General features: G+C 68.8%; 6 protein-coding genes. 3 read left to right on the plus strand and 3 right to left on the minus strand.

What is annotated here, in order from left to right; all coding sequences use genetic code 11:
- Positions 1-30: 30 nt before the first annotated feature.
- From AC1C2T_RS05010 to gdhA, 3 genes are all read left to right on the plus strand, one after another.
- Positions 31-7,224, plus strand: coding sequence for a family 78 glycoside hydrolase catalytic domain (locus AC1C2T_RS05010; protein WP_495384463.1), 7,194 nt, complete (start codon positions 31-33; stop codon positions 7,222-7,224).
- Positions 7,225-7,346: 122 nt separating this feature from the next.
- On the plus strand, positions 7,347-8,357 hold the full coding sequence (locus AC1C2T_RS05015) for a LacI family DNA-binding transcriptional regulator (protein WP_495384464.1): 1,011 nt from the start codon (positions 7,347-7,349) through the stop codon (positions 8,355-8,357).
- A gap of 136 nt (positions 8,358-8,493) precedes the next feature.
- The gene (gdhA, locus tag AC1C2T_RS05020) at positions 8,494-9,852 is read left to right on the plus strand and encodes an NADP-specific glutamate dehydrogenase (RefSeq protein WP_495361324.1); all 1,359 of its coding nucleotides are present in this window, start codon (positions 8,494-8,496) and stop codon (positions 9,850-9,852) included.
- Between the two features lie 20 nt (positions 9,853-9,872).
- Here gdhA and AC1C2T_RS05025 read toward each other — a convergent pair whose 3' ends face one another.
- The 3 genes from AC1C2T_RS05025 to AC1C2T_RS05035 form a co-directional block, all read right to left on the minus strand.
- On the minus strand, positions 9,873-10,763 hold the full coding sequence (locus AC1C2T_RS05025; protein WP_495384465.1) for a hypothetical protein: 891 nt from the start codon (positions 10,761-10,763) through the stop codon (positions 9,873-9,875).
- Entirely contained in the window at positions 10,753-11,310 is a 558-nt protein-coding gene (locus AC1C2T_RS05030) for an RNA polymerase sigma factor (protein WP_495361322.1), read from the minus strand. The genes AC1C2T_RS05025 and AC1C2T_RS05030 overlap by 11 nt, the downstream gene beginning before the upstream one ends.
- A 301-nt stretch (positions 11,311-11,611) precedes the next feature.
- The gene (locus tag AC1C2T_RS05035) at positions 11,612-14,044 is read right to left on the minus strand and encodes a M14 family metallopeptidase (protein WP_495384466.1); all 2,433 of its coding nucleotides are present in this window, start codon (positions 14,042-14,044) and stop codon (positions 11,612-11,614) included.
- Positions 14,045-14,183 lie beyond the last annotated feature (139 nt).

The following is a 14,183-nucleotide window of genomic DNA, read 5'->3' on the forward strand; positions in this document are numbered from 1 at the left end:
TCTCTCCACAACATGATTGGACAACCGCCCGTGCCTCGTACGTCTCCTTTCCGTTCTCGTCTTCGCCGGCGCGGCACCGCGGCCATCGCTGCAGTGCTCGGCATCGGGCTCGCGGCGAGCGGTCTCAGTGCGACGCTCGCTCCGACGGATTCCGCGGCCGCGGCTCCGGCTGCTGCTGCTGCCGTCGCCGCCGCGCCCACCCTGACCCTGTCAGCCCTCGAGGTCGAGAACCGCACGGAACCGCTCGGCATCGACGTCGAGAAACCGCGGTTCTCGTGGGTCGTCGAGAGCGACGAGCGCGATGTGCAGCAGGCCTCCTACCGGCTGAGAATCGCACCGGCGGGCGCCGACATCGACGACGCCGTCTGGGACAGCGGGGTCGTGGCATCTGCCGACTCGACCGCGGTCGAGTTCGGCGGCGAGCGTCTCGCGGCCGCGACCGACTATCGGTGGCAGGTCGACGTCGAGACCAATGCGGGGGAGGCGAATGCCGGGTCGACCTTCAGCACCGGGCTCTTCGCCGAAGACGACTGGGCGGGCAGCGCCTGGATCGGCCGCGACCGCCCCCAGAACACCACCGGCATGGAGCTCTCGCTCGCGGGCGCCAGCTGGATCCATCCGCCATACCCCGGCGGCAACACCCCGCCCGGGTACTTCCGGAAGACCTTCGACCTGCCGAGCGACAAGATCATCGACCGGGCGGAATTCGTCATGTCGGGCGACATGGGGTTCTCGGCGCACCTGAACGGCACGCAGATCGCCACCGGCGCTTCGGTCTCCGACGCGTGGAAGACCGCGACTCGCGTGCAGGCGTTCCCGCTCCTCGGCCAGAACGTGCTCGCAGTGAGGCTCGACAACGCCGCGAAGGCGTACGGCGCGGTCGTCGGCAAGCTCGTCGTGCGATTCACCGACGGCACCGTGCAGGAGATCGTGACCGACGCGAGCTGGCTCGCGAGCGAATCGGCGAAGACCGGCTGGCAGGCAAAGGGATACGACACCTCCGGCTGGGTGGCTGCGACCGCTCGTGCTCCCTACGGCGGCAGCCCATGGGGCGAGCAGGTGACCGTGCCGGTGCAGCCGACGGCTGACACCCGGAGCACCTTCGACACGGCATCCTGGATCATCCCGCCGATCGGCACTCCTTCCACCGACAACCCGATCCCGTCGACGCTCTTCCGCACGAAGATCACCGTCTCCGAGACGAAGGAGGTCGCCTGGGCGCAACTCGCCATGACCGGCGACCAGCAGGTCGACGCGTACTGGAACGGCGTGAAGGTCACCGCCAACACGGGCGGCAACAACGACTGGCAGACGGCTCGCGTCGTGAACCTCTCGACCGTAGCCGGCGAGAACGTGCTCGCCTTCGGGCTCACCACGCCCGGCTCGAGCCAGAACGGCGGGGTGCTCGGCGCCCTCCGCATCGGCTACACCGACGGCACGAGCGAGCAGATCGTGACGAACAGCGGCTTCAGGTCGCTCATCTCGAGCGCGGCCGACGCCCCAGCAGGCTGGAACCTCGCCGCATTCGACGACTCGGCGTGGGAGAACGCCCAGGCGAACTCCCTGTACCGCGGCGGTGTCTACGGCGGGCGGGTCACGATTCCCGAGCTCGACGCAGGCGGCGACGTGCTGACCTTCGACGCCGCGAACTGGATCTGGACCCCCGAGGTGGGCGCACCCGTGGCGCCGGCCGAGGACCGGGCATTCCGCACGACGCTCGAGACGCCGAGCGGCACGGAGGCCGTGAAGGCCGAGATCATCCTGACCGCCGACGACTCCTTCAAGCTGTGGGTCAACGGCGCGCTCATCGGCCAGACCGAGGGCGCGACGAATGAGTGGCAGAGCTCGAAGCGATTCCGCGTCGACCTCGACGACGGCGACAACGTCGTCGCGGTGCGCACGACGAACGGTCCGGGCTCGCCTGCCGGTCTCCTCGCCGTGATCCGCGTCGCGTACGCCGACGGGTCAGAGCAGATCTTCACGACGGATGCCGCGTGGAAGGCCTCGAAAGTCATCCCCGCCGGGTTCGAGGAGCCGGACTTCGACGACTCGGCGTGGGCTCCGGCTGCCGTGCAGGCGCTGTACGGCACAGGCCCATGGGGCGCCGGCGTGCGACTGCCCGTCGAGCCCACCGCAGCGGCGCCGTTGCTCCGCAAGGAGTTCACGGTCGATCGCGCCGTCGCCGCGGCGAAGATCTACGTCGCGGCTGGCGGTTACGCCAACCTCAGCCTGAACGGTGCGCCGATCAACGACGAGATCCTGTCGCCGGGGTTCACCGACTACGACGATCACGCCCAATACACCGTGACCGACCTCACTGAGCAGCTCGCACAGGGCGACAACGCGCTCGGCATGGAGCTCGGCCGCGGCTTCTACGGCATGACGAACCCCAACGTGTGGAACTGGGAGAAGCCGCCGTTCCACGATGAGCCCGTCGGCCGTGTGCTGCTGCGCATCGAGTACACCGACGGCACGAGCGAGGAGATCGTCTCCGACCGCACCTGGAGCCTCCACGACGGTCCGACCGTGCTCGACGACCTCTTCGGCGGCGAGACGTACGACGCGAACCGCGTGCAGACCGGCTTCGACACCGTCGGGTTCGACGACGGCGACTGGGCGGCCTCGAGTGAGGTCTCCGGCCCCGCCGGCACGCTGATCAACCAGCAGCAGCAGCCGATCCGCGTCACCGAGCGCCTCGAGGCCGAGTCGGTCGACGAGGTCGTCGACGGCGTCTACGTCGTGAAGTTCCCGAGGGTGATCGCCGGCACGGTCGAGTTCACGGCCGAGGGCGAACAGGGCACCACCATCCGCGCGCAGTACGGCGAGAAGCTCCGCGACGACGGCCGCCCCGACTTCTCGAACAACGGCGGTTTCGCGAACGGCTTCCAGACCGACCGGTTCATCCTCGCCGGCAGCGGCGAGCCCGAGACCTGGGCGGGCCGCTTCTCGTACAAGGGCTTCCAGTACATCGAGGTCTCGGGGTGGCCGGGCGACTCGGCGCCGCCGGCCGAGGCGTTCGTCGCCGAGGTGCTGCACACGGATGCCGCGGAGACCGGTTCGTTCGAGAGCGCGAACCCGATCATGAACCAGACCCACCGCGCGGTCGTCGACACGATGCTGAACAACCTCCACGGCATCCCGACCGACACCCCCATGTTCGAGAAGAACGGGTGGACCGGAGACGCGGCCGTCGGCGCCGAGATGTTCCTCATGAACCTCGACACGCGGAACCTGTTCGAGAAGTGGATCGGCGACATCAACGACAGCCGCGACGCCGACGGTGCGCCGCTCGTCATCGCGCCGAGCTCGGGTCAGTGGGGCCAGTGGGGTGTCGCGCCGCCGTGGCATTCCGCGTACATCCTCATCCCGTGGTGGCTGTACCAGTACGGCGGCGATGAGCGCGTGCTCGAGCAGTACTACGACGGCATGAAGACATACGTCGACCTCGAGTTCGACCGCTCGAACAACGGGCTCGTCCGTGAGTCCCGGCTCGGCGACTGGGTGAGTCCCGAGGCGAGTCCGGCCGGCGGCAACGCTCCCGAAGACGTGCGGGTGAGTGCGACGGCGTACCTCTACACGATGCTCATGTCGATGGAGAAGACCGCGACACTGCTCGGGCAGCCCGATGACGCAGCGCACTTCGCGAACCAGGCCGCGGTCGTGAAGGTCGCCTTCAACACGCAGTTCCTCGACGCAGACGCCGGGCTCTACCGCGGCTCCGGCGATCGTGGCTACCGCCAGACGCACAACGCCCTCGCCCTCGCGTTCGGGCTCGCGCCCGACGAGGCGACCGCCGAGCGGGTGGCGGCGAGCCTCGCTGCCGACGTCGTCGCGAAGGGCGACAAGCTCAACACCGGAACGCTCGGTTCGAAGTACCTGCTGCCGATGCTGACGAAGTACGGCTACGGAGACCTCGCCTACCGGGTGGCCGTGCAGACCGAGTACCCGAGCTGGGGCTTCATGATCGAGAACGGTGCGACCACGATGTGGGAGCACTGGGCGCTCGAGGCCCGCTCGCGCGGTCACTACTTCCTCGGCACGGTCGACGACTGGTTCTTCCACGATGTCGCGGGCATCCGGAGCTCGGAGCTCACCGGCTACCGTGACGTGTCGATCGCCCCCCAGGTCACCGACCAGCTCGAGTGGGCGAAGGCGACGACGCCCACGCCGTTCGGTCCGATCAGCGTCGACTGGAAGAAGGAGGGCGAGCGCCTCTCGCTCGAGACTTACGTTCCGGTCGGTTCGACCGCGACGGTCAGGCTGCCCGCGGCGAACATCTGGGCCGTGACCGAAGGCGGCGACCCGCTCGCCGACGTCGACGGGGTGCGCGCGGTCGAGCAGGTCGGTGACGAGGTCGTCGTCACGATCGGCTCCGGCGACTACGTCTTCGACGTCGACCCCGCTGCAGGTTCGGTCGGTGCGATCCTCGACGCGATCGACGCCTTGCACGCGCAGGCCGAGACCGAGACCGACGCTGGTCACCTCGATGCCGGGCAGTTCGCCGAACTGGCTGGACTCATCGAGGCGACTCGCGACCGCGCAGAATCCGCCTACGCCTCGGCGGGCGACGACAAGCCGGCACAGACCGCGAAGCGCCTCGCCCGCGTGCTCGAAGAGCTCGGGGCGGTCGACGAGTGGATCGCCGCGCTCGCCGAGGCCGCTCCTGCGCTCGGCGAACGCGCCGGCACGGTGCGGTCGGTGACGAACGCGACCCTCACCGAGCTGCTCGGCATCACGGTCGTCGCCGCGAGCGACGCTGCGGGCTACAAGCCCGGCGAGCCGATCACGATCACCGGCACGGCCCAGAACGGCCCTGTCGCCGCGATCGAGGCGGTCACCGCACAGGTCACGGGCCTTGCGGATGCGTGGGCGGCGAAGCCCGACGCGACGGAACTCGCCGAACGCCTGAAGCCCGACGAGGCCGGCTCGGTCGACCTCTCGCTCCAGGTGCCGGCCGACCAGGTGCCGGGTTCGGTGCCCGCTGCCATCCAGTTCGGGTACACCTTCGAGAAGCAGCGCGTCGAGACATCCGCAGCGCTGTCGATCGTCGTCGACTCGCCGGTCACGATGACGGTCGAGGCGGTTCCCCCGAGCGTCGCCCCCGGCGACACTGCTGTGCTTCGCGCGACCGTCGTCAATGCGGGTGAGCAGCCCGCCGTCGGCCGGATCGAGGCGACCGTTCCCGATGGCTGGGTCGTGCCGCTGCCCGGCGAGACGGTGATCGTGGAGCCGGGCGAATCCGCGCAGCTCGAGGTGCCGGTGTTCGTGCCGCTCGGCACCGACCAGACGCCGAAGGGTGTCGAACTCTCGGCGGTGTTCGCCCACGACGGGGTGACGTTCGCGCAGGCCTCGACCGTGCTCACGATCGAGCTCGCGCCGATCACGAGCCCGCCGGCGGGCTACGACCACGTCGACCTCGGCGATTCGGCGTCGGAGACGGCGCACGCCCTCACAGCGTCGGCTTCGTCGGGTACGAACACCGAGGCAGGGCTCACCCGTCGCTACGCGGGTCACCTGACCGACTTCTCGTACTTCGAGTTCGACGCGGCCGTCGTCGAGGGTGAGTCGTTCGTGCTTCGCGTGACCGAGACGTACGACCGGCCGCAGACGAAGAAGTACAAGGTCTACGTCGATGGGGTCGAAGTGGCCGAGCGGCTCTTCAGCCACACGGGCGGTGTCGGCACCGAGACCTACGAAGTCGTCGTCGACGCCGAGCATGCGGCCGACGGACCGGTGCGCGTGAAGTTCGAGAACCTCGACGATCACGGCTTCTACGACCCCTCGATCGCCGACGTCTGGACCCTTCCGGTCACGGCCGACGGCACCGCACCGCAGGTCACGGCGACCCTCGACCCGGCTGCTCCTGACCGCACGACGGGCTGGTACCGCACGTCGCCGGTCGAGGCGGTCATCGAGGCTCGCGACGACCGGGCCGGCGAGCTCATCGTCGAAGCGGCCCTCGGCGAGGAGGACTTCTCCGAGGTCGACGGACCGTTGTCATTCGACGCGGAGGGCAGCACTTCGCTGCGGTATCGGGCGACGGATGCCTCGGGCAACCGCAGCGACGAGCGGGAGCTGGCCGTGAAGATCGACACGGTCGCTCCGTCGACCGAGGCGGCCTTCGGCGCTGGATTCGAGGGCGACACCGCGATCGGATCCGGCACGATCGACTTCGACGCTGAAGATGCGACCTCGGGCGTCGCGGTGACGAAGTACCGCGTCGGCGACGGGCCGTGGCAGACAGGTGAGTCCGTCGTGATCGAACGCGGCGGCGCGTTCACGGTCGAGTACGCCTCGACCGACGCAGCCGGCAACGTCGAGTCCGTGAAGTCGATCACGGGCACGATCGTCATCCCCGACACGACGGCGCCAACGGTGAGCGTCGAGACGACGAACGCCGGCGAGAACGGCTGGCTCCGCGCCGAGGCGACCGTGAAGCTCACGGCCGTCGACGAGGAGAGCGGGGTCGACGCGATCGAGTTCCGCATCGCCGACGGTGACTGGCAGCGCTACGTCGATCCCGTGCGCCTGCCAGAGGGCACGGCTGTGCTCGAATACCGGGCGAACGACCTCGCGGGCAACGTCAGCCGGGCCGATCGTCTCGAGACTCGCGTCGACGGCACCGCGCCGACGGCGTGGGCGGGGCTGACCGAGTCGGGTCGAGTCACGGCCGTGGGAGCGGATTCGGGCTCAGGCGTCGAGCGCATCGAGTACTCGCTCGACGGAAGCGCGTGGCATCCGGGCCTCACCGCCCTCATCGCGGCGGAGGCGACTCCGACGAGGTTGTCGGTGCGCGCGGTCGATGGCGCCGGCAATGTCGGCCCGGTCGTCGAGGTGGACCGTGGCGAGACCAGCGGCACGCTCGAGGTCGCGCCTGGGGCACGCATGCTCGTCGAGGCGAGCGGCTTCACGCCGGGTACCGTCGTGCGGGTCGAACTGCACTCGGATCCGATCGTGCTCGGAACGGCGACCGCCGACGAACGCGGCGTGATCTCGCTGCACGCGGTCGTGCCGGCTGATGTGCCGGCGGGTGCCCACTCGATCGTGATCGTTCCGGCGGGCGGCGGCGACCCCGTCACCGTGCCGACCGACGTGCTCGCCGAGACGGGCTTCGACGGTGCGCCCTGGTTGGCCGTGGCCGGCGTGCTCATGCTGCTCGGGGCGGCATGGGTGATCACTGCGCGGCGCCGTCGAGTGGTGGAGGTGGCTCCGCCGTCGCAGTGATGCGGCGCGACGGCCAGGCCGACTCGACACCGGCCTGGCCGTCGCCACCCCCACCCTGTGGGATGATTCGTTTCAATTCATGCCTGATCAGACATAATTGACTCAACTCGAGGAGAGAACCGATGGCAGTGAGTGTGCGGGATGTCGCGGCTGTGGCATCCGTATCGGTGGGCACCGTCTCGAACGTGCTGAACCGCCCCGACAAGGTCGCCCCCGCCACCGTCGCGCGCGTCACCGCCGCCATCGAGGAGCTCGGCTTCGTGCGCAACGACGCCGCCCGTCAGTTGCGCGCCGGCCGCAGCCGCTCGATCGGTCTCGTCGTGCTCGACGTGCGCAACCCGTTCTTCACGGATGTCGCCCGCGGCGCAGAGGATCGTGCGGCCGAAGAGGGCATGACGATCCTGCTCGGCAACAGCGACGAGAATGCCGACCGCGAGAGCGCGTACCTCGACCTGTTCGAAGAGCAGCGGGTCGCCGGCGTGCTGATCTCACCGCTGGCCGATGACCTGCCCCGGCTCCAGCAGCTCAGGGATCGCGGCACGACCGTTGTGCTCGTCGACCGCGAGGTCGCGGACCAGAGCTTCTCATCGGTCGCCGTCGACGACGTCGTCGGCGGTCGTCTGGCGGTGCGCCACCTCATCGACACCGGTCGTCGTCGCATCGCGTTCGTGGGCGGCCCGAAGGGCATCCGCCAGGTCGTCGACCGGCTCGAGGGGGCCGGTATCGCCGTCGCCGAGGTCGAGGGCGTCACGCTCGAGATCATCGAGACGGAGTCGCTCTCGGTGCTCGCGGGGCGGGCCGCCGGTGAGGGCATTCGCGAGCGCGCGGCATCCGATCGCCCTGACGCGATCTTCGCCGCCAACGACCTGCTCGCGATGGGCGTGCTGCAGGCGCTCATGATGCAGGGCCGCATCGACGTGCCCGGCGAGATCGCGCTCATCGGGTATGACGACATCGACTTCGCGTCGGCGGCCGTCGTGCCGCTCTCGTCGATCCGGCAGCCGGCGGCCATGATCGGGTACACCGCGGTCGACCTCATGCTGAAAGAGGCGGCCGGCGGCGAATTCAGTCACGAACGCATCGTGTTCCAGCCCGAGCTCGTCGTGCGCGAGTCCACCGGCACCGTCGGCTGAGCCGGCGACCATCCTGCGCGGGCCCTGACGCGGTCCGCTTACGTCACACGGTCGGAGGCTTCCTCAGCACTGGGTAGTGTGGAGACGCCGCGCGCAACATGCACCACGTGGCATCCGTTCGACAGAAGGGCGCGCGTTGCAGAGCCGCACCACCATCGAAGACGTCTACGCCGCAACGCTGACCCGGAATCCCGGCGAGGTGGAGTTCCACCAGGCCGTGCGCGAGGTGTTCGACTCGCTCGGGCGAGTGCTCGACAAGAACCCGCAGTACGTGCAGGCGTCGATCCTCGAGCGAATCTGCGAACCCGAACGGCAGATCATCTTCCGGGTGCCGTGGGCCGACGACGGCGGGCGCGTGCGCATCAACCGCGGATTCCGGGTGCAGTTCAACTCGGCGCTGGGGCCCTACAAGGGCGGGCTGCGCTTCCATCCGAGCGTGCTGCTCGGCACTGTCAAGTTCCTCGGGTTCGAGCAGGTCTTCAAGAACGCGCTCACCGGCATGCCCATCGGCGGCGGCAAGGGCGGCAGCGACTTCGACCCCAAGGGCCGCTCCGACGGCGAGATCATGCGGTTCTGCCAGTCGTTCATGACCGAGGCGTACCGGCACATCGGCGAGTACACGGATGTCCCGGCCGGCGACATCGGCGTCGGTGCGCGTGAGATCGGTTACCTCTTCGGCCAGTACAAGCGCATCACCAACCGCTACGAGTCGGGCGTGCTCACCGGCAAAGGCGTCACGTGGGGCGGCTCGCTCGTGCGCACCGAGGCGACCGGCTACGGTGCCGTCTACTTCACCGAGCACATGCTCGCGACCCGCCGCCGCTCCTTCGACGGCGCGCGGGTGCTCGTCTCGGGCTCCGGCAACGTCGCCGTCTACGCGATCGAGAAGGTGCACGCCCTCGGCGGCCGCGTCGTCGGCGCCTCCGACTCGTCGGGCGCGATCCACGACCCCGACGGCATCGACCTCGCGCTGCTGCGCGACGTCAAAGAGCAGCGCCGCGAGCGCATCTCGGTGTACGCCGAAGAGCGCGGCGGGCGAGCGAAGTTCCTGCCAGGGGCATCCGTGTGGGATATCGACAGTGCCGAGCGCATCGACGTCGCCCTGCCGTGTGCGACGCAGAACGAGCTCTCAGAAGCGCAGGCCGTGAAGCTCGTCGCCGCGGGTGTCGTGGCGGTCGCCGAGGGCGCGAACATGCCCACGACGCCGGGCGCGATCCGGGTGCTGCGCGAGGCCGGCGTGCTCTTCGGGCCCGGCAAAGCCGCCAACGCGGGCGGCGTGGCGACCTCGGCGCTCGAGATGCAGCAGAACGCGTCACGCGATTCGTGGGGCTTCGAGCACACCGAGGAGCGGCTCTCCGAGATCATGGCGGGCATCCACGAGCGCACCGCGGCGACGGCCGACGAGTACGGCGTGCCGGGCGATTACGTGGTCGGCGCCAACATCGCCGGGTTCACGCGCGTCGCCGACGCGATGCTCGCGCTCGGCGTCATCTGACCGGCGCTCGCCCATGCGCCTCATACCCCCCAGTTCGGGCTGGGGGCTCCGAAGCGTTCGATGAGTCCGGTGTCGGAATAGCTCGCGACGTTGACGCCGAAGTTGTACGGGCCACCAAGCACGCCCTCCCCAGGTGGCAGCGGGTCGGTGATTCCGATGCGCGTCCAGCGCACGAGTCTTCCAGTCGCGTACTCTTCGTGCTCCAAGCCGTCTTCGACACCGATGCTGAGCTCGGTTGCCGGGTCTCCGATCGAGATCCCGTCGCTCGAACCGATGCCGGGTGCGGTGCGAATGGACAGGCCTGCCACTGTGGCGCGTTGCACGGACACGCTGAGATTGGGATCGAGCGGTGCCGTTCCGGGCCAGGCGTCGTCCTGAACGCTGATCCCGTCCCAGTCGTAGCGGGTGCCGGTGAAGCCGTCGCCCCGTGATTCGTGTTCAGTCACGACCGGTTGGCCGAGGAGCGAGGCCAGGGTATCGACCACCTCATCCGCCGGCTGGAAGTAGTCGAACACGGCGAGCTCTGCGCCATCCTCCGTGAGCACGGCGAGCGCGGTTGCGGAGATCGTGATCGACGCCGCAATTGGCGCCGGGGCGGGTTCGACGATGTACTCGCTCGCGGGCTGGGCCGGCGTCGGCATGATCGACGGCCTCGGGGCCGCGGTCGCGGTCGCGGTCGCTGGCGCGGGCTGCGTGCTGCTGGGGCCGGGCACGAGTCCGAGCGCGAATGCCGCGCCTGCACCGATACCGAGCAGGAGGCCCACTCCGAGGAGCAGGCCGAGAAGGCGGTCGGTCAACTTTGAGCGCGTTGTCCGCGCCGGGCGCTCGGTGGCGGTCTGTTCGAGCACGTTCTGCTTCATCGATGCCAGCAGACGTACCAGGTCATCACCGGTCGGGGGTTCAGTTCTCATCGGCCGTCACCGCCTTCCTCAGCTTCACTCGGCTACGCAGGACTCGTTGCTTGACCGCTCCGACGGTGAGACCCAGGTGTCGCGCGGCGTCGGCGTAGGGAAGACCATCGAGAAGGCAGAGCTCGCAAACGCGACGGTCGATGGGTTCGAGGCGGCCGATCTCGTCGAGGACCCAGCGCAACTGCTCCCGCGCACTCTCTGCGTCCTGTCGCGCGTGCGACGCATGATCGATTGAGGCCTCGTCGGGCAGTTCGTCTGCGAGGTTCCGGAATCGCTTGCGAGCAAGGTTCGCAGCGATATTGCGGCAGGTTACGAGTAGCCACGGCAGCACGGAGGCCTCTGGGACCGTGATCGCATCTGCTTTGCGCCAGAGGGTCGTGAACGTATCCTGAACGATCTCCTCAGCATCCTGACGATTCGACGCCAGCGCCCAGGCATATCTCGTCACCGCAGTCGCGTGCCTGTCGAACAAGATCGACAGCGGTTGTTGATCACCACGCACCACGCCCTGAAGCAGCTCGGTGTCGGTGCCATCGGTCTGATCCACGTGCACCTCCTTACCTTAGAGATGTCGGGAAATGCGTGAAGGTCACAACTCGGCGTGTGCAATCACCGAGCGCGTCGAAGAGGGAACTCTGAGGCGCGGTGCCGGGCGATTACGTGGTCGGCGCCAACGTCGCCGGGTTCACGCGCGTCGCCGACGCGATGCTCGCACTCGGCGTCATCTGACGCGCCGCGCTCCGACCTCCTCGGGAGGACGCGAGCCGGTGGGAGCGCCGGCCGTGCTCACGAACGACCGCGGCCGCGGCATCCGAGGATGTCGCGGCCGCAGCCGTTCCAGGACGGACCTATTTCACGGTCGCCTTGTTGAAGTTCGAACCGTTGTTGCCGTCGGGCCGGTAGTTCTTCTCGACGTTGCCGGACGAGTCGACCGAGAACCAGTGGACCTTCGTGCCAGCCGGCACGGTCAGCGTCTCAGCGCCCTCGCGGACGCCTGCGCTGGCGTACATCGTCGACTCGAAGGTCGGCTTCGAGCCGTCGAGGGTGTAGAACACCGATGCGGTCTCGGACGTCTCGAACGTGACGTCGACCATGCCGGCCTCAGCGCTCGGCACGGCCTTGACCGTGCTCACCGGGCGCTGGTGATCCTTCTCGTGGTCGACCGCGACCCCGAGGAGCTCGATCAGCCCGTTCGAGAACTCCTGCGACTCGGCATGCGCCGATCCGCCGGTGGGGTCCTCGTTCTCGAACGGTGGCTGGAACGACGTGCCGACCTCGAAGTCCCACGCGTTGATCCCGTACTTGTACCAGAGCATGTCGCCCGAGTTGCCGGCGGCCGAGTACAGGACGTCCGCGACGGGGCCCGTGCGGGCCGGGGTCACCGACATGCCGCGGTACTCCTTGATCGCGGTCAGGATCCGCGACGAGGCGCCCCAGAAGAACGACTCCTCCTCGAGCGTCGGACGCGGCGCCGTGAGGCGGTCGCTCGACCGGTACGCGCCCGGCGACCACATGAAGTAGTTGCCCGAGCTGTGCAGGTTCATCGAGAACGTGATGTTCGGGTTGTTCGCGGCGATCCAGTCGATGTTCTTGCTCTCCGACTCGCTCAACTCGCTCGGCCCGGAGTAGGTCCCACCGGTGCACGAGGTGCCGCCGCCGCTGAATCCGTCGAACAGGCTGTACTCGTCGTAGTTGCGGTTGACGTCGACTCCCCAGGAGTTGCGGCCGTTGAAGTCGGCGTTGCCGGTGATCGGGCAGTAGTTCACCATGTTCTTCCGCTGCGAGGCGAAGTCGTAGAACGAGTACGTGCCGCCGTCGGGGTTCGTCGTCGGTACGATCCAGATCTCCAGGTTGTTCACGAGTTTCTTCGTCTCGGCGTCCGACGCGTAGTTGCGGAGCAGGCGCTCCGCGGTCTCGATCGTGACCAGCGGCGGAACCCACTCGCGTGCGTGCTCCTGGGCGTAGAAGAGCACGCCCGGCTTCGAGCCGTCGCGGTCCTTGCCGATCTGGAGCGCGTACACCGACTGGGGTCCGCGCGCCACGCTCTCGGGCGCGTTGAGCCCGTCGTCGAGCGTCGCGGTCGCCGGTGCCACCACACCCGCGCCCGCGTCGCCGCGGTAGGTGTAGGCGAAGACGAGGGCGGATGCCTCGGGCGAGGCGTTGATCGCGGAGGCGACCTGGGCCGCGGTGCTGGTGACGGCGCCGTTCGCGTCCGTCGACAGGCCGACGGTGATCGCCGAGCCGGCGACCGAGACCGACAACGGCGCGTTCGCGGCACCGGTCGAGGTCAGCGCGACGGTGACGTCGTTGCCGCCCTCATGGCCCCATGCCTTCGAGTCGATCCCCACGCGGTTCTGGTTCGCGTTGCCGAGGACGGCCTGCGCATGACGCTGGTAGCCCGCGGTCTGGTTCGGCATCTCGACGATCTCGGCGAGGTCGGGGAACTCGGCGGCCAGCGACTGGATCCGAGCGGTGAGTTCCTGCGGCGTGAGGTACGACGTGATGAAGTCGCGCTGGTAGCTCGGGTCCGAGCTCCCCTCGCCGTCGAGGGGCAGCCAGTCGGTGACCTTCGCGGTGGCGACGTCGCCCGTCGGGCTCGTGATCTGGATCGTGTCCGGCCGGACGGCGACCTGCGCGGCACCGCGGTGGTAGAGGTACACGTTGGCGTCGACGAAGCGGGTGATGTTCTGCGTGCCCCCCGACCCGAGCTCGGTTCCGGGGCCGCTGTCGCGCACGACCGTCAGGGGAGCGGTGCTGGTCTGGCCGTCTGTGAACTTCGCCTCGACCGAGAGGTATCCGACCCCGAACGAGGTGTAGTAGTCGGCGCGGGTGATCTTCACGTCGGCAGCATCGGCGGCGGCCGCTGCGGCGAACGTCGCGTTCGCGTGCTCCGCGGCCGCGATGGTCGCGGTGCGGTCGTCCATCACGGCAGCACTGTCGTTCTCGTCGTACAGGGTCTCGCCGACCGTGAATCCGCGGGCGCGCAGCCCGTCGGCTTCGCCGTCGCTGATGATCGCCTGCGCGGTCAGCGTGCCGTCCTCGTTCTGGCGAACGCCGTGATCGAGGTCGACGCCGGTGTCGACGAGTCGATCGAGTTCGGTGTGATCGTCGACGGTCACCTCGACGACGGCGACCGCTTCATCGGCGTCGTGGGTGAGATCGGGCAGCGTCTCCGTGCCGGCCGCCGGACTGAACGGTGCCAGCGTGGTGAGTGCCAATCCGGCGAGTGCGGCGAAGAACGCCGACCCGCCGACCACCCGAGTACGTTTCGATGTTGCCATCAGTGGTTCCCTCCTCGTTGAGTTGCATGGGTCGTGCTATCGAGCCGGAGCTGTGCGAGGGGGGTGGAGCTGGTACTTGGGGACTTCACTCCGACGGCACCGACACGGCGGGGGTGCCGGGTCGGTGCTTCGCTCTGTC

This window comes from Agromyces sp. Y558 (genome assembly GCF_059445415.1).

Excerpts from the sequence above, each read along its gene's own strand:
- AC1C2T_RS05015 (WP_495384464.1), top strand. The coding sequence starts at position 7,347 with ATGGCAGTGAGTGTGCGGGATGTCGCGGCTGTGGCATCCGTATCGGTG.
- AC1C2T_RS05025 (WP_495384465.1), bottom strand. The coding sequence starts at position 10,763 with ATGAGAACTGAACCCCCGACCGGTGATGACCTGGTACGTCTGCTGGCA.
- AC1C2T_RS05035 (WP_495384466.1), bottom strand. The coding sequence starts at position 14,044 with ATGGCAACATCGAAACGTACTCGGGTGGTCGGCGGGTCGGCGTTCTTC.